Origin of the sequence: Streptomyces sp. NPDC020747 (assembly GCF_044334695.1) — a bacterium.
Lineage (GTDB): Bacteria > Actinomycetota > Actinomycetes > Streptomycetales > Streptomycetaceae > Streptomyces.
Map to the genome: position 1 here is coordinate 1 of NZ_JBIRTJ010000024.1, position 15,504 is coordinate 15,504.

Genomic DNA, 15,504 nt, shown 5'->3' on the forward strand with positions numbered 1-15,504 from the left:
CCCCCAGGTCATGCCTTCGACAGGGGGGAACAGTCATGCCGGGCCCGGAGGCCAGCGGCCCTCTTGCAGGACCGCGAAAAACATAACGGGGGGGGCGGACACCCAGGTCGGGCTGGTGCTGGGGACGGCGGACTTCCCGCGCGAGGGCGGCTGAGGGATGGGGGTGGCGGTTACTGCACCCGGGCCTGGTGGGGGTGGTGCGGGTCGGTGGGGCAGGCGTACAGCTGGAGGGTGGCGGCGTCGGCTACCTGGAGCATTGCGGGGGTGGGGGATGACCCGTGGTCTTCGAGGGGGGTCCAGGAGGCGGACTCGTCGGTCCACTCGGTGGAGGCGAGAGTGAGGAGCGGGGTCATCCGCGCCTCGCAGGCGGGGCAGGGGACGGGTTCGGAGTCGGTCAGGCCCCAGGCGGGCCAGCCGCCGGCCTTCGAACCGGGGGCGTAGGAGAGGTCGTTGAGGTAGGCGAGCTCGTCGCCGTCCCAGGTGTCGGGGTCCTCGAGGCGGGCGGCGAGGTCGGGCTCCAGTTCCATGGGGTCGGGGTACTCGGTGACCTGCTCGGGGGCGAGGAGGCAGGGTTCGGGGAGGCAGCCCTCGTACTGGACGGCGCAGGGCTGCGGGGCGGGCTCCTGCATCGGCTTGGCGATCGCGTCGGCGGTGCGCCAGTGCAGGCGGGTGGCGGGTTCGGCCTGGCCGGGGTGGCCGAAGGGGCACCACAGGAGCTGCAGCAGGTCGGCGCCGTGCGGCGGGTGCAGGCCGGGGACCTCGGCGGCGTACAGCTGCGCCACCGGGAGCATCGCCACCGGCTCGCCCGGCTCGGGCCATGCGCGGCCCGCCCGCGCGCGTTCGCGCTGGTCCTGCTCCTGCGGGGTGAGCGCGCGCCCGGCCGCGGCCGCGCGCAGACGGCGCAGCATGCGGACGTCGTCGGGCGTCGGGATGTGGCGGCCGTCCGGCTCGTGTGGGCCCTCGCAGTGGGGCCAGGGCTCGTCGGCGGGCCACAGCAGCGGCCCGCCGATCGAGCTGTCGCGCGGGGTGGGCGACCCGGGCCGCGGGTGCAGCCGGGTCGCCGTGCGCGCCAGGGGAGCCAGGCCGGGGACGACTGCTGCGGCGTCGTACGGCCGCGGCGGGGTGGTGCGGTGCAGGGTGGTTCCCATTTCCGGCTCCCTGATGACGCGTTGCTCGCCTTGCTCCGGATCAGTTTCCGAGGTTGACGCTACCCGGGCCGGTGTTCGCCACGATGCGGAACCAGAACAGCGACTGCGAGCTGCCGTCGGCGCGCTGGAGCGTGGCGCTCATGATGACCGAGGACGGGATGGTGCTCGTCGCGTCCCGATAAAGCGGCGTCACGCTGTAGGAGACGGCGTCGTTGCGGCCCAGATCGTTGGCCAGCGCGTTCTGGACGATGGACTCGTAGGTGCGCATGCTGTTGGCGCCGGTGTTCATGCCGACCTGGAAGCAGGGCACGAGGTTCGTCTGCTGGTGGCGGGCGGACTGGCCCTTGCCGCCGAGGATGTTGGCGATCAGGTGGCAGCGGGCCAGGATGGCTCCGGGGGCGTTGGCGTCCCGGAAGATCTGGGCGTCGCGCCAGCCGGTGATGTCGCCGCGGGCCGCGTTGCCGCCGCCGGTCTGCGTCAGGCAGGCGGTGGCTGCAGAGGCGCGCTGGCCGGGGCCGTCCTGCGGGGTGGTGGTCTTGTTGCGGTGGTCGACGCCGACGCTGGTGTTGCGGATCCAGCCGTCGCCCGCGGACTCGGTGCCGGAGGGCACGTTCTCCAGGCAGGCGGCCTTGGGCTCGGTGAGGTACTCGAGCTCGGTCGGGCCGCCGCTGGTGCAGACGTTGCCGTTCCACAGCACGGCGTTGGCGGCGGCGGGGGCCACCGCGGCGAAGTACGTGCCCTCGGACTCGTCGTCGTCGCTGTTGTACTCGCCGTCCCAGCTTCGCTGGAAGAACAGACTGCCAGTGCTCACGTAGTCGTCGGCGAAGCCGGGACCGGTGAGGGCGGCGACCCAGGTGTAGCCGACGGCCGGCTGGTTCAGATCGAATCCGGTGCGCATGCGGACCGGATAGTCGTTGGACTTCTGGTGGAGGGTGACGTAGGAGCTGCCGCAGTTGCCGTAGACGGTTCCCTTGGTGCTGACGTCATCGTCTGCGTCGCGTGCGGCCAGGGCCTTGGTGACCCGGTCCTTGGCGGAGGCGGGGATCTGAGCGGTCTTCCCGTTCTCCAGCAGGACCTTGAGGTTGCCCTTGCTGTCCGGGGTGCGGGTGACCAGCTTCTCCACCGGCACCTCGCGCATGGTGGCCTCGGCGGTGCGGTCGGCGCCCTTCCGGGCGGTGTCGGTGGCGGATGCGGATCCGGAGTCGGCGCGGCTGCCGGAGTCCGCCGGTGCCGCGGCTGCCGACGAGGTGCCGCCGAGCGCCATCGCGAGCGCGGCTGCCACGGCGGTCACCGCGGCCAGCGGGCGGACCCGGGTTAACCCTCTTCTTCGCTGCACGTTCTTCCCAACCTTCCGGTCGCGGACATGGGTGCGGAGGGCCACCGAAAGGCGCGTGTCCCCCACTGCGTCTGGTCTGACGGTGGGACACGCTATGAGCCGAGTCATGGACGCGACAAGGTGCCTGTTCTGGCATGTGCAGGGTCGGCGACTCGATGACGCCAGGGGGCATAAGTGCCGATATGGCAAAGGCGGCGTCGCTCCGGTGAAGGTCCGGCGACCCGGACGAAACGCCACCTTCACGAAGGGCGGCATATGCGCATGTCTCGGCCGCCGGCACACAACACCTTCACGTACTCCTGCGCGTGTCAGAACGCGCCGACGCCATCTCATGCACTGTCAACCCCCATGGTGCGTAAGGGAATTGACCGAGATGGGCGGGTGCTGAATGAGGGCTGCGCATTCTGAAAGCGGCAGTCCACAGGGGCTGGTGTGGACGCTCGGTGGCCTACTCGTCCCGGTCGGAGGCGCCAGAACACGCTGGAGATCATCCAACAGGTCGGCATGGACAGTTCCCGGCTTCGCCTGCGCCTTGGGTGATCGGCTTCCTGCGATCTGCTGCGGGCACTGATGGGGCTCACCCACCACGAGGTGAACCGCTGACAGATGATCCACCCGACCGACGGCAGCCCCCGACCAGGGTGAGCCGCCCCCACCACGGCCACACCGGGGCCAGGGGCATGGCGCGACGCGGAATCTGTCACAGCACCGGTCGGTCGGTTGAGGGGATGCGCGCGGCGAGTTCACGGACGAGTCGTTGTGCCGGCTGCGCCTGCTCGTCTGTGCCCTTGCCGACATGTTGCAGAATTGTCAGTACCTCGTGTGCCTCTTCCAGGGTCAGGAGGGGGAGGCGCTCCGCGGGGTTTTCTGCAGGGGCGAAGTCGGCGTCGGTGAGCTCGAAGACCTCGTCGAGGTAGGTGTCGTCCACGGCTCCTTCAACCTCCCTGCCCGCGCCCGGGTTACGTCTGTCCAACCGCGTGCGGCAGCACGGCTGGTCACGCGGGATTGTGCTGTTCAGCGGCCGCCGGGCAGCCAGGCCGGCAGCGGATCGCTTCTCTGCGTGTCCGGCGCGGCTCAGGGGGGAGTGCTGCCGGCTTTCGGCAGTGGGATGCGGGGCGGCAGGGTGCGGGATGCGTGGTAGGGCCGTGCCCTGAACTCGTTGTCGGGCCAAGCCGGGGGCGCGGGCCGTTTCTGCGGCGGATGTGACCGGTTCCGATCGGCAGACGATTGAATCTGACAGGAATTCGCGGTCGTGAACGCCGGTAACCGCAATGATGCCATTTACGCACCGTAGTGATAGGCATCCGTATGAGTGAGCATGTAGCGTCCCGACAGACGAGCAGGCCCCGGCACGGCGGGATACCAGACCGGGGCCCGACTCAACTCAGTTCATCGATCAAGGAGTCGGTATGCCCCCTGACCGAAACATCGGCTTCCACCGGCGGTTCAAGCGGAGCCGGGAGAAGCGACTTGACCGTAACATCCCGCAGGCAGGCGTGGTTGAAACACGTGATCTGCGTGACAGGGAAGTCAACATGCAGGTAGGGGCGTTCATTGCGGCCCCGGTCCTGGGCATCGTGCTGGTCTTCAGGCCCGAGGTGTACGAGCTTTCCGCCGCGGCGTTCCTCGCGCTGCTGGCCGCCACCCGGCGCTCGCGCCTGCGCTACCGGCGGCTTCGCATCGCCTGACGGCCCGGAGGCCGTCGCCGGGAGGAGAGCGTCTTTCCGGCGGCGGCCGCCCGGCCCGCGCCCGCACCTCGTCACCCGCGCGGAAACGCCGGGGGATTTGCTTGCGTCAGCTGACGAATCTCCCAGTTTCCGCGATGAGTTCCCGGTAGCACTTTGCCCGAGAGGGATTCGACATTCTCATGAGTCCGAAGGACCCTGGCCCGGCCTACTGCCTCAACCCCGACTGCGGCAAGCCGATCGGCCGCAGTACCGGCTCCGGCCGCCCGCGCCACTACTGCAACGACGCCTGCGGCCGCGCCTACCGCAGGGCACGCGAGCGTCACCCCACCCCCGACACGCTCGCCCACAACTCCTATGCCAATGAAGTCGCCGACGACCTGGTCCACGACGTCGAGCAGCTGCGCCGCTTAGCCCGGGCACATCAGCCGCTGGACGCCCTGAGTCAGATCCTGGCGGTCGAGCGCGACCTCGAGGACCTGAAGGCTGCACTGGTGCAGCAGGCCCGCGACCAGCGGGAGAAGAACGCCGAGATCGCGCGGTCCCTGCACCTGCCGCCCGATCAGCTGACCCGCAAACTGTCCTCCGAGGCCGTCCGGCGGCGGATGGCCAACCGGGAACGCCAGCCCCGCAACCGGCCCCTACGGCCGGCCCCGGACACCGATACCGCCCTGGCCGCCATCCGCATCCCGCGCCAGCGTCGGCCCGCCGGCCGTGATGACGCCACCCCGGCCAGGGCCCGTGAGCCGGACCGGCATGCACCCAGCGTCGGCCCGGCAGCGGTATTGGCCCGCGCCCTCTCACACCTCCAGCGCGCGAGCGCCAAACCGTTCCGCCAACTCGCCGAGGAGGCACACATTTCCGCCTCCTACGTCTCCCGCGTCCTCAGCGGCGAACGCTGCCCCTCCTGGAAGGTCGCCCGCACACTGACCTTGGCGTGTGACGGCGACCCCGCGGAAATCCAGCCGCTGTGGGCAGCGGCCCGCGGGCAGTCGCCCGCCCCGCGCAGCAGCCTGCAGGCCGCGCTGCGCGGCCTGCACCTGTCGGCCGCCCGGCCGAAGCCCACAGCGATCAGCAACCACACCCGCCTCGGCTCCGGTGACATCACGGCCATGCTGCATGGCACCGCTCTGCCTCCCTGGGAGGCCGTCGAAGAACTCGTCACCGCCCTGCACGCCGAAGCCGCATCTCTGCGCCCCGTGTGGGACGCCGCCCGTGCCGCCGCGGCCGGCCCGCCACCGCTGCCGACCGTAAGCCCTCCTCCTCACAGCCTGCTTGCCGAGGCCTTCGGATGACACGACACACTCCCGTGCAGCCACGCTGCACCACTGCCACGAGTACCGCAGCTCCGCGCTCCCGCAGCGAATCCCCGCATGCGCTCCGGCCGCCGGCCGCGCTGACTCCAGCCCTGCCGCCCGCCTTTGAGGCTTTCTGCGCCCTGCACCGTGATTGTTATCTCGACTACGCACGCGCTCATCTGCCCGAGTCGGATGCGCGACGTGCCGTGCGCAGTGCACTGGGCGAACTGGCCGTCAGGTGGCCTCACATCGTCAGCCACCCCAACCCCGCCGCCCGGGCATGGACCCTGCTGAGCGCCCGCATCCGCACCCAGCGCCCGGCCCCACCACCGCTGAGTGACTGTCCCGCTCTGCAGTACGACGCCCTGGTGCTGCACTGCCTGCTCGAATACAGCAGCACCGCTGCCGCCGAGGTCATGGGACAGGACCCGAGCAAAATCCGCTACCTGGTGTGCTCGGCACCCGTACAGTCCCGGACCGCGGCACGCCGCCTGGCCCCTGTGCGCTGACGTTCCAACCTGACGACACCGGAACCGGGCCCGCTGGGTGTGCCGTGGGTGCTCTCGCGGCTGCTCAGCTGGCTGCTGCCTCCGGCTCGGGCTCCGCGGATTGCGGGGCGGTGGTGGCGGTGTAGAAGACGGATGAGCCCTGCTTGGTGCGGTGGGCGTGGCTCCTGGCGACCAGCCCTTCGACCGTGGTGCGCACCACGGTGGTCTTGATGGTGCGGTCGGGGTGGGCCTGGGGGAGTGCGGAGGAGGCAGGCAGCCGGTAGCCGTGAAGTGCGCAGTGAGGGCAGCTCAACAGCGGTCCTCCCGGCTGCGGGTGCAGCCGTACGGTGCAGATGCGCTGCACCGTGTCATGCGTGGAGAGCCTCATCCGGCCCGTCGTCCTCCGATCTGGTCCGTGCCGCTGGGCTTCCGTGTCCCAGGCGTCGGGAAACGGGAGCCAGGCACGCTGCGGTGCTGATCCTGCACCGTCGAATGTCACCCCTTCCCTAGCAAATAGTGCAGAGATCTGCACTGGCGGGGCAGGGTCCTGCACCGTCGGATGGTGGGGTCAAGTGTGGGTCCCCCTGAGTGGGGCTTGTCGGTGGCATCATGCGAGTCCAGGTTGCTGCGCTGGCTCTCCGCATGTGCGTGGTGGCCTACGTCTGGTGCCAGCGGCGGCGGATGTGGTCGAGGTCCGTGAGTAGCCGTTCGTCGCGTACGACGGGACTGAGCCAGTTGATGTCTGTGGGGCGGAGTCTGAGGAGCCCCTCGGGGGTGAGTGTTCTCAGTAGGGGCTCGGCATGCTCTGTGAGCCAGTCGTCTGCGTCGAGGTCGCGTGCCAGGCGGAGGAGGCCGACGACTGCGTGGGGTGGTCTGTTTGCCGGTGGGATCTGGTGGAGGAGGTCAAGGGCGTCGGTGAGCGCGGTCGTGGCCGGCGGGCGCTCGACGCCGCTCCATATGGCCGTGGTGTCGGCTTCTGTGAGCAGGCACAGGAGCCTGTCCAGAGGGCCGGCGCCGTCGAGCGGTGGGGCGTGAGGGCCGAACCGGCCGGTTATGGCGTTGAGTTGGGCCTGTGTCGCGTCCGGATGTCCGATGAGGGCCTGTGTGCATTGGGCGAGGACCAGCCAGGTTTCGGCGCTCAGGCCGTGCGAGCGGGTGAACTGGGGGGAGGTGAGCTGGTCGAGGACGTCGGTAACGACGCCGACGGGCAGGTGAGCGCGGGCGTGGAGCAGGTGCAGGGCGAGGATGTCCGTTGCGGCTGCTCGTTCTTGTGCCGGCAGGGCGTTGAGGAGAGGGAGAAGGTCGGTGGGAGCGGCAACCGTGGTGGGGGTGGGACGGCCCAGTAAGGCGATGAGGGCGTGCGCGGCTGAGAGACTGTTCTGGTTGTCTTGGAGGCGGTAGGTCTCCAGCGTGGCAGGCAGTTGCTGCATCATCGGGGCCAGAGCGTGCAGGACGTGCAGAGCGCTGGTGTCGTGCATGAAAGCCGCCGTCCGGTACATCTGGCCGGGGTTGGTCTCTTCTTTGTGCCGGAAGGTGCGTGCAGATGAGTCGTTGCTGCCCGGGTGCACTGACCAGGCGAGCCGGTTCACGGAATCCGGGGTGGTCAGGCTCACCTGCAGATCTTGGCGTTGACTGTCGGGGTCGGTACACGGTTCGGTTGTGAGTGCACTGGTCAGGGCAGTCCAGGAGGTCTCGCTGAGCTGTGATCGCCATAGTTGCGTTTGGCGTCGCCAGGAGTCGACGGTGCTGCGTTTGCCGAGGAGGCATGAGACGCGGATGCGGTTTGTGGCCAGAACGGACAGCAGGAACAGGTTCGCGGTGTAGACGGCGTCTTGCTCTGTGCGGTGGGCGGGGACGGGCTGGTAGGGCGGGCGGGTGCGGTGCGGGGTGTCGCCAAAGGTCGCCTTGAACAGGCGGCTCAGGAGCGTGGCGAGCTGGCTGCGCTGCGGCTGGGCCCGGTTGCTGAGCAGGTCGGTGATGTTGCGTATTACTTCGGCCCGGTCGGTGAGCGGCACGTAGGACAGCAGGGCGTACAGCCGGCCGTCGTCAGGGACGGAGGCTTGATGGTCAGTGTGGGTTGCCAGCAACTGCTGCAGTTCGTCGGTGATGAGGCGGCTCAGGAGGTACTCGCCGAAGGTGGCGTGCAGGAACTCGTAGGACCGTCTTTCCTCGCCGGTGACGACGGCTTGGGCTTCGTGGATGAAGAAGAAGCGGCCGAAGAGCAGAGGCGAGGGAGTGAGGCCGGAGTCGAGAAGTGCCGCCTGGTCGCTTTGCGCGTCGGACGCGGTGATGCCCTGACGCCGCCGGTTGAACATGCCGATGGCGATCACGGCCAGCCGATGCAGCTCGTGTTCAACGGCGGTAGCTTCGGCTGTGGCCGGCAGGGCGCCGTGGTGTTTGGTGACCTGGCGGCGGATGAACTCGGTCAGGAGGCGCTCGTAGAGGCCGAGCCGTCCGATGTCCTCCCCTTGGAGTCGGCCCAGTGCGTTTCCGGACGCGTCGTAGAGGGCGAGCATCAGCAGTAGCAGCGGCTGGCTGATCAGCTCGCGGTGGGGCTTTAGTACGTCCCAGGCCAAGGGGTCGAGGCCGCGTGAGGTGAAGTAGCGGCGGTTGGCGGTGTTCCAGACTTGCAGCCAGTGTCTGATGCGGTCGTCGTCAAAGGGTTCCAGACGGATGACGGTGCTGAGGCGGGGGGTGGGGGCTTGGTCGGCGACGACAGTGCGGCTGGTGACGATCGCGATGGTGGGACGGCCGAGTTCCCTCTCGCGTTGCTGGAACTCTGCCAGATCGTGAAGGTAGTTGGAGTGGTGGGCGGGATCCGAGCGGTCGGCTGCGGCCTGCAGGAGCTCGTCGAAGCCGTCCAGGAGGACGACCCGGACAATGCCGGAGTCAGGGTCGGTGGCCTCGGGCCAGGCGGTGCGCCGGCCGGTGGAACGCAGCAGCGATTCCTCGAGCTGTTCTTGGATGCTCAAGTCGGTGGAGAGCTGGCGTAGTTCGACGCGCTGGCAGAAGAACTCTGTTTCCGGCAGTCGTGCGGCGAGCAGCTTGGTCAGCAGTGATTTCCCTGAGCCGGGATGCCCGAGGATGACCAGGGGAGCGCAGGCGGCGTGATCTGTGAGCAGATACGCCGCCAGGAAGTCATCCAAGTCTTCCCGCAGCGACTGTGTGCCCCACCAGTCGTCGCGGGACAGATGCCAGCCGGTGGAGTGGCGGTGGGCCAGACGGAAGGCGGGATCGACGTATCCGGCCTCCAGCGTGGGCATGGCCAGTCCGGATTCCTCTGCCGCAGCGATCGGGGCACGCAGCAACTGCTTGTAGTGTCGTGCTGGGGCGTGATTGCCGGCGGCGAACTGCCCTAGCCACCGGGACAGTCCCTGCAGCGATGAGCCGGGCGGGAACGGCTCTGGCGTGTCGTCGGCGGCCTCGGGAGGGTCTTCAGTGTTGGAGGTCAGGCGCAGCTCGGGGCAGTGCCAGGTCACAGACGCCATCAGAGCTTCATAGCGGCGCCACGCTTGATGGGCCAGGTCCTCGGGATCTTGGTCCTGTGGGCTGCCTTCGCCGTGCACGAGACCGGCGGCGTACGTGTAAGCGGCCGTGATCTCATGGCGGAGCTCCGCGGGGCCCCTGACACGGAACGAGCCGAGCACCACTTGTTCCAGATCGGCCACGATCTGGGTGGTGATGTCACCTTGCTGGTAGCCGAGTTCGGGCCCGTAGTGAATCCCAGAGCTGGCCACGGCCTCGCAGAATGCGGTCACCAGGACCACCCGGTCCACTGCCGTCAGCAGCGCGGTGCGAGGGGTTCCGTGACGGGAGCGGACCCGGTCGCCGAACCCCTCCAGTGCGGCCTGGAGGCTGTTGGTGACGGCGCCGCCCAACGCCAGGGGTTCCAGCAACTCCGGTGCGAGTCCCTCGAAGTCTTCACGGCCGGCGGCCAGCACGGCGACGGCACTGGCGAAATCGTCAGGCACCTCTTCCGGTGGTAGCGGTGCCGCAGCCTTTCTGGTGCGCGGCCGGTCTGGCTCTGTGGCACTGCTCTCCATCTCGTGGTGCCGAAGCCGCCACCAACGAAGGTCGAGACTGAGACCGGCGGGCGGATCGGCACGGCGGGCCCCGCAGTAGTCCACGATGCGCGCCACGCCCTCCCAGGACGGTGGCGTGGAACGCTGCCCGTTGAGCAGCGCCGAGACGGCGGCGTTGCTGCGGTGCAGAGCTCGCGCCACATCACTCTGCGCGATGCCGCACTCGCGCACCAGACGCCGCAGCAGCCTGCAGAAGCTCACCACCGGCTGCGAAGGCTCCCGCGCTGCCATCCCTCACCCCGTCCTTCACCCTGTTTCGGCGCAACGCCTGGCAGCGTATGGTCTGACCTGCATCAACTGACCAGGTCTTTCGGACTTTTCGGTGAAACACCTCCCTGAACCCGCGCTGCGCCACTGTCGGACCTGACCGAGTGTCCGTCCGCCTTCAAGGAGCATCGATGTCCTGGATCCCCGGCAGTCTGCCCGCCTTTGCACTCGCCGTTTTCCTGCTCGTGTTCGCGGGGGTGGTACTGCCGGCGGTCTGGTCCGCACGGCCCGCGCGCCGGCACGCTGCCGCCGCCGTCCTCGCACAGCTCCTGGCCGCGCTGCCCGGTGCACGACAGGTACCCACGGCGGTCTTCGGCCGCCGGGCTCCTCACACAAATGCCGGTGAATGATGCGGGAGTCAGCATCCTGCGCAGCGCCAAAGGCCGTGCCCGATGCCGTGAGGGAGCGGGGTCCTGCATTGGGCCGTGTGTCGCATTCTGAGACGCCATCCGCTTTCCGAACGTGATCGTTTAGTTCGGGTGGGTGGGCATGAACTCCCATACGTGGCGGGAGAGATGGGCGTGGTTCGTCCGCTCGTCTGGCTCGTGGAGGTCGCTGGTGGCGTCGGTGCTCGGTCTGCTGGAGGCCAGGGAGAAGAGGGTCCGGGAAGAGATCGCGCGATTGCGGGAGGAAGCCGAGCGGGTGCAGGCCGCGCTCGGTGAGGCGGAACGCGAGCTCCAGCGGCTGGTGGATGCGCGGTGACAGTGACCGAGGTGCTGGCCGGGCCGCCTTCGGTGGTCCCGGAGCCGACGGGCAGCGCGGTGGCGGGTTCGACGGTGCCCCGGCGGGAGACGGACATGGCGGCGACAACCCTCGCGCCGGACTACCAGCGGATCTTGGCGGTACTGGAGTCGGAAGCGGGCCGGGAGGGCATGCGCTGCCAGCAACTGGCCCTCGCGCTGGGACTGGAGGCCGTCCCGGCGAAGGTCGAGGGACTGCGATCGAAGGCGAAACGCCTAGTGGAGCGGGGATGGGCACTCCAGGTGCGGCCGGGAGTGCTCACCGCTCTCGCGGTGCCGGCCGTCTGAAGCCGGCCGGGCGGCGTCCGGCCAGGCGACCGCTCATGAGCATGGTCATCGACCACAGCACCATGGCCTCGTGCATGGCCGGCAGTGTTTCGTAGTCGCGCACCAGGCGACGCGAGCGCATCAGCCAGCTGAGCGTCCTTTCCACCACCCACCTATCAGTTACGTGGAATCTGACCGCAGCGGAGATCATCTCTCTGCGGTACGACCACGGACTGAGGAGATGTGTTGGGCACGGTGGCGCTGGCTGAGGCCTCATGGGGCCGTTTGCCACGTGGGCGACCGTTCCCATCTGGCTCGGGGGATGGGCGGGGGCTTGTCGCCGCGGGCGGTCAACGGCATGGCAGTGGGCGTTGGTGTGACTTACCGCCCACGTGGGTGAACCTGGGGCGGTAAGGCGGGCGGGTTGTGGGCGTCACCCGGTACGAAGATCACGAACTGTTCGTGGTCTTCGAAGGGACCTGCCTTGCGTCTCGCCCGCACCCTCCGTGCTGCTGCTGTCGCGCTTTCCGTACCGGCTGCGCTGCTCGCTCCCACCACTACTGCGCACGCCGCTCCGGGCGACACGGTGACCTTGCCGGTACAGGACGCCCTCCACGCTCTGCCCATCCAGGAGGAGAGCCGGGCAGGCTATGAGCGCTCCAAGTTCCGGCACTGGATCGACGCGGACCGCGACAGCTGCAACACGCGGATGGAAGTCCTCATCGTGGAAGCGGTCAACGCCCCGGACCAGGGCGCGAACTGCGTGCTCACCGGCGGATCCTGGTACTCGCCCTACGACGACACCTCCTTCGACAGCGCCCGCAAGCTGGACGTCGACCACCTCGTCCCGCTCGCCGAAGCCTGGGACAGCGGCGCCTCCGGCTGGAGTGCGAAGGAGCGCGAGGCGTACGCCAACGACCTCGACGACGCCCGCGCGCTGATCGCTGTCTCCGCTTCGTCCAACCGGTCCAAGTCCGATCAGGACCCGAGTACCTGGCTGCCTCCTTTTGAGGGTTACCGCTGCCAGTACGTCACTGACTGGGTCGCCGACAAGACCCGCTACCAGCTGGCCATCGACCCCGCCGAGGAAGCTGCGCTCTCCGAGGCACTGACCCGCTGCCCGGACGTCCTGATCGAGGTCACCCTGGCCCGGTAGCAGGGCACCGAGCCCCTTGCCGCACCAGGCCAGGGGCCCGCTGACATCGCACCTGGCACAGGGCCGTGCCAACTCCTCGTCAGGCTGCGCTGCTGAGAGGAGCGTGGTGGTGAAGGGGGCCAAAGACGGTGTCGAAGGACCGGCCGGTGCCGACGCCGACCAGGTAGTACGCGGAGCCCGATCCCGCCCGGGATCGCGGGCCTGTGCGGCCCTCGGTGAGGATGTCGTGCGGCGTGAGCACGTCGAGGTTGTCAAAGACGTAGTAGACCGGAAGATAGGTCCAGGCGGTGAGCTGCAAATGCGCCCGCACTGCCGCCCGTTCGACCGCATGCCGGTTCGTTGTGGTGCTCGTCATGCGGCTCTTGCAGTCGATCAGGGCAAGAACGTCACCTCGCGCTGCGATGAGGTCGGGCATCCAGCGAATCGAGCTGTCCGTCGAGCGCAGGACGCGACGGACGTTGCCCGTGAGCGTGCCCTGCCCCCATTGACTGACGTCCCATCCGCGCTGAGTGAGACGGTTGCTGACGTATGCCTCGTGTTCGTCGCCTATCGCTTTCCGCTGCTGAAAGCTCCCCATGCCAGGGAGTGTGGCGCATCGTCCGCAGTGCGAAACGTGAGGAGGCCGCAACTCGGCCAGCCGGACGGGGGCTTAACGGGTCCGGGTGTGTCTCAGTGTGTCCGCCGGTGTCCCGGGGCGTCTCAGCGCGTTCGCCGGGGAATGACCGAAACTGGTCCTACCGCTGCCGACAGCCTATGGATATGTCCCGCTTACTCTCCGTCGGTCAGGCGGCTGAGGGGATGCGCGCGGCGAGTTCGTGGGCCAGCCGTCGCGCGGACTCGGCCTGGTTGTCCGTGCCCATGCCGACATGCAGCAGAATCTCCAGGACCTCGTGCGCCTCCTCGAGGGTCAGAACGGGCAGGCGCTCCGCGAACGCCTCTGCCGGGGCGAAGTCGGTGCCGGTGAGCTCGAGAATCTCGTCGAGAGAGGCGTTGTCCACGTCCTTTTAACCGTCTCACCCGGGCTCGGGTTACGTCCGGGATAGGGAGCGGTGCTGCCGTGTGTCTCAGAGCGGCCGCCTGGCCCGTGGGAGGACCCCGGTCAAGCGAGTGCGGCGATTCAGAACTGAGCACGTCGCCGAGGCGTCCGCTCTCGAGGCCGACGCCGTCCTGCCACTCCAGAAGGCCCGGCTGGTCCTGCCCGTGCAGCGGATGTAGCGCCAGCCTAGACGATGACGGTCCCTCAACGCTCTAACAAACGTACGGAGTTGCGGAGGCGAGGAGCGGTGATCGGGATGGACGAGCATGTGTGGCTGGTGGTCTTCACGCTGCTGCCCCTGCTGGGCACGATGGTGGGTGCGGTCGCCTACTGGCTGCGGGAGCGGGCCCGTTGGAAGGCCGTCACCGCCGTGCTGAGGCGGGGACAGTGCGGGACGCAGGTGCGTTTCAAGGCGTGGGACGGCCAGGGGAGGGCGACAACAGAATGGGAAATCACCCTTCCCGAAACAGCCGGAGGCGGCGATGAGCACAGCCGCTGACGAACCACCACCGGGCCCCGAGCGGCTGGAGGCCGCCTGGGAGAAACTCTATGCGGCCTTCCACCTGGTGGTCCTGCGCAAGGCCACACTGGCCGCCGCAGGAAATACCCAGGACGCCTGGGACGGCACGCAGCACGCCTTCATCCAGGCCTGGGAGAACCTGCACAACCCGCGGGCGAAACAGGTCGGCAACTGGCGCGGATGGCTCATCCAAGTAGCCGTCAGACATGTGCTGTTCGCCCGCCGCGATCGCGGCAGCGTGCCGCTGGAGGAGGCTGGCCACATGGACGGCCGGGTCCTGCTGGAGGATCATGTAGTGCTCAAGGAGACCTACCAAGGCATCATGGAAGCCATCGGCCAACTGAGCGAGCGGCAACGCCAGGCGCTGGTGCTGGTGCACATCGCCGGATGCACCACCGCCGAGGCCGCTGCCGACATGGAGGTCTCGACCAGCACGGTACGCAACCTCATTCACCAGGCCCGTGCCCGACTTGCCGCGGCGACCAGGGAGGCGAGCGATGACTGACGACGCCACCACACAGCACGAGGACGCCCTGGAGCGCGTTCTGGAGGAAACCGAAGCCGCCGTCGGACAGGCGCTGGGAGACATCTTCGACTCCCGCGCCGGACTGGAGAAGATCAAGCACGATCTACGTGGCGCGCCCCAGCCCGGATCCGTGCCCTCGCAACCGCGCGGTGAACCGGGCCCACAGCAGACCCAGGCTGCCCCCCTTCCTCTGCCGCAGGACAGCGAGGAAAAGGCCAAGATTCTTCTGGTTGACGACCGGCCGGAGAATCTGCTGGCGCTGGAGGCCATCCTCTCTGGGCTCGGTCAGACGCTGGTTCGGGCATCATCTGGGGAGGAAGCGCTCAAAGCACTGCTCACAGACGACTTCGCGGTCATTCTTCTGGACGTCCAGATGCCGGGCATGGACGGTTTCGAAACCGCCAAGCACATCAAACGGCGCGAACAGACCCGGGACATCCCGATCATCTTCCTCACCGCCATCAACCACGGCCCGCACCACACCTTCCGCGGGTACGCGGCGGGCGGGGTCGACTACATCTCCAAGCCGTTCGATCCCTGGGTACTGCGCGCGAAGGTCTCCGTCTTCGTCGACCTCCACCTCAAAGGCCGCCGACTGCAAGAACAAGCGCAACTGTTGAGGCTGCATTTCGAGCAGGACGACCGGCACGGGGCTGACAGAGTGCTCGCCGAAATCTCCGCACAGCTCAAGGCCGTTGAGGACCACGCCCAAGCGCTGTACAGGCAGCTCGACGACGATCCGACGGACGCCGCTGTCGAGATCGCCGCTGCCCAACTCGAACGGAGGATCGCCCGGCTGCGAAGGACCCTGGACGCCCTGGAACCTGCATCCGCCGCTCGCGAAGACACCGGGCTGCGCCATCGCTCGTGACACCTCGGAAGACCAACCGCTGGGCCGTCCCACCTCGTTCTGCTTGGGCAGCAATTCGGCCCGCAGCGTCGTCCTGCGGCGAGG

17 protein-coding genes are annotated in these 15,504 nt (G+C 68.5%); 10 read left to right on the top strand and 7 right to left on the bottom strand.

Going from position 1 to position 15,504, the window contains the following annotated elements; genetic code table 11:
- Positions 1-170: 170 nt before the first annotated feature.
- From ACH4YP_RS43280 to ACH4YP_RS43290, 3 genes are all read right to left on the bottom strand, one after another.
- Entirely contained in the window at positions 171-1,148 is a 978-nt protein-coding gene (locus ACH4YP_RS43280; protein ID WP_398496742.1) for a hypothetical protein, read from the bottom strand.
- Between the two features lie 40 nt (positions 1,149-1,188).
- On the bottom strand, positions 1,189-2,484 hold the full coding sequence (locus tag ACH4YP_RS43285) for a DNA/RNA non-specific endonuclease (RefSeq protein ID WP_398496743.1): 1,296 nt from the start codon (positions 2,482-2,484) through the stop codon (positions 1,189-1,191).
- A 700-nt stretch (positions 2,485-3,184) separates the two neighbouring features.
- Positions 3,185-3,412, bottom strand: a complete 228-nt coding sequence (locus tag ACH4YP_RS43290; RefSeq protein WP_398496745.1) for a DUF6417 family protein — start codon at positions 3,410-3,412, stop codon at positions 3,185-3,187.
- 481 nt (positions 3,413-3,893) lie between these two features.
- On the opposite strand from ACH4YP_RS43290, the gene ACH4YP_RS43295 reads away from it, so the two are divergent.
- From ACH4YP_RS43295 to ACH4YP_RS43305, 3 genes are all read left to right on the top strand, one after another.
- Positions 3,894-4,172, top strand: coding sequence for a hypothetical protein (locus tag ACH4YP_RS43295; RefSeq protein ID WP_398496747.1), 279 nt, complete (start codon positions 3,894-3,896; stop codon positions 4,170-4,172).
- 179 nt (positions 4,173-4,351) lie between these two features.
- Entirely contained in the window at positions 4,352-5,464 is a 1,113-nt protein-coding gene (locus tag ACH4YP_RS43300) for a helix-turn-helix domain-containing protein (protein ID WP_398496748.1), read from the top strand.
- A 209-nt stretch (positions 5,465-5,673) separates the two neighbouring features.
- On the top strand, positions 5,674-5,976 hold the full coding sequence (locus tag ACH4YP_RS43305) for a hypothetical protein (protein ID WP_398496750.1): 303 nt from the start codon (positions 5,674-5,676) through the stop codon (positions 5,974-5,976).
- A gap of 64 nt (positions 5,977-6,040) precedes the next feature.
- On the opposite strand, the gene ACH4YP_RS43310 is transcribed toward ACH4YP_RS43305, so the two are convergent.
- Positions 6,041-6,343 (bottom strand): hypothetical protein, encoded by a 303-nt coding sequence (locus ACH4YP_RS43310; protein WP_398496751.1) that lies wholly within the window; start codon positions 6,341-6,343, stop codon positions 6,041-6,043.
- Positions 6,344-6,611: 268 nt separating this feature from the next.
- A complete protein-coding gene (locus ACH4YP_RS43315) occupies positions 6,612-10,268 on the bottom strand; it encodes a helix-turn-helix domain-containing protein (RefSeq protein ID WP_398496753.1) in 3,657 nt (1,218 codons plus the stop codon).
- A gap of 167 nt (positions 10,269-10,435) precedes the next feature.
- On the opposite strand from ACH4YP_RS43315, the gene ACH4YP_RS43320 reads away from it, so the two are divergent.
- The 4 genes from ACH4YP_RS43320 to ACH4YP_RS43335 all read left to right on the top strand — a co-directional run bounded on the left by ACH4YP_RS43320 (position 10,436) and on the right by ACH4YP_RS43335 (position 12,467).
- Positions 10,436-10,654 carry a hypothetical protein gene (locus tag ACH4YP_RS43320; protein WP_398496755.1) on the top strand — a complete coding sequence of 73 codons (219 nt, stop codon included), beginning with the start codon at positions 10,436-10,438 and terminating at the stop codon, positions 10,652-10,654.
- 139 nt (positions 10,655-10,793) lie between these two features.
- Positions 10,794-11,006, top strand: a complete 213-nt coding sequence (locus ACH4YP_RS43325) for a hypothetical protein (protein ID WP_398496757.1) — start codon at positions 10,794-10,796, stop codon at positions 11,004-11,006.
- Positions 11,003-11,332, top strand: a complete 330-nt coding sequence (locus ACH4YP_RS43330; protein ID WP_398496758.1) for a hypothetical protein — start codon at positions 11,003-11,005, stop codon at positions 11,330-11,332. Before ACH4YP_RS43325 ends, ACH4YP_RS43330 begins: the two co-directional genes overlap by 4 nt.
- A gap of 463 nt (positions 11,333-11,795) precedes the next feature.
- Positions 11,796-12,467 carry an HNH endonuclease family protein gene (locus ACH4YP_RS43335; RefSeq protein ID WP_398496760.1) on the top strand — a complete coding sequence of 224 codons (672 nt, stop codon included), beginning with the start codon at positions 11,796-11,798 and terminating at the stop codon, positions 12,465-12,467.
- Positions 12,468-12,546: 79 nt separating this feature from the next.
- On the opposite strand, the gene ACH4YP_RS43340 is transcribed toward ACH4YP_RS43335, so the two are convergent.
- Complete coding sequence (locus ACH4YP_RS43340) at positions 12,547-13,044, bottom strand: hypothetical protein (RefSeq protein WP_398496761.1); 498 nt, start codon at positions 13,042-13,044, stop codon at positions 12,547-12,549.
- A 205-nt stretch (positions 13,045-13,249) separates the two neighbouring features.
- Complete coding sequence (locus ACH4YP_RS43345; protein ID WP_398496763.1) at positions 13,250-13,465, bottom strand: DUF6417 family protein; 216 nt, start codon at positions 13,463-13,465, stop codon at positions 13,250-13,252.
- Positions 13,466-13,759: 294 nt separating this feature from the next.
- Between ACH4YP_RS43345 and ACH4YP_RS43350 the strand changes: the two genes are divergently transcribed.
- The 3 genes from ACH4YP_RS43350 to ACH4YP_RS43360 all read left to right on the top strand — a co-directional run bounded on the left by ACH4YP_RS43350 (position 13,760) and on the right by ACH4YP_RS43360 (position 15,420).
- Positions 13,760-14,002 carry a hypothetical protein gene (locus ACH4YP_RS43350; RefSeq protein ID WP_398496765.1) on the top strand — a complete coding sequence of 81 codons (243 nt, stop codon included), beginning with the start codon at positions 13,760-13,762 and terminating at the stop codon, positions 14,000-14,002.
- Complete coding sequence (locus ACH4YP_RS43355; protein WP_398496767.1) at positions 13,986-14,528, top strand: RNA polymerase sigma factor; 543 nt, start codon at positions 13,986-13,988, stop codon at positions 14,526-14,528. The genes ACH4YP_RS43350 and ACH4YP_RS43355 overlap by 17 nt, the downstream gene beginning before the upstream one ends.
- Before the next feature lie 211 nt (positions 14,529-14,739).
- Entirely contained in the window at positions 14,740-15,420 is a 681-nt protein-coding gene (locus ACH4YP_RS43360; protein WP_398496897.1) for a two-component system response regulator, read from the top strand.
- Positions 15,421-15,504: the final 84 nt, after the last annotated feature.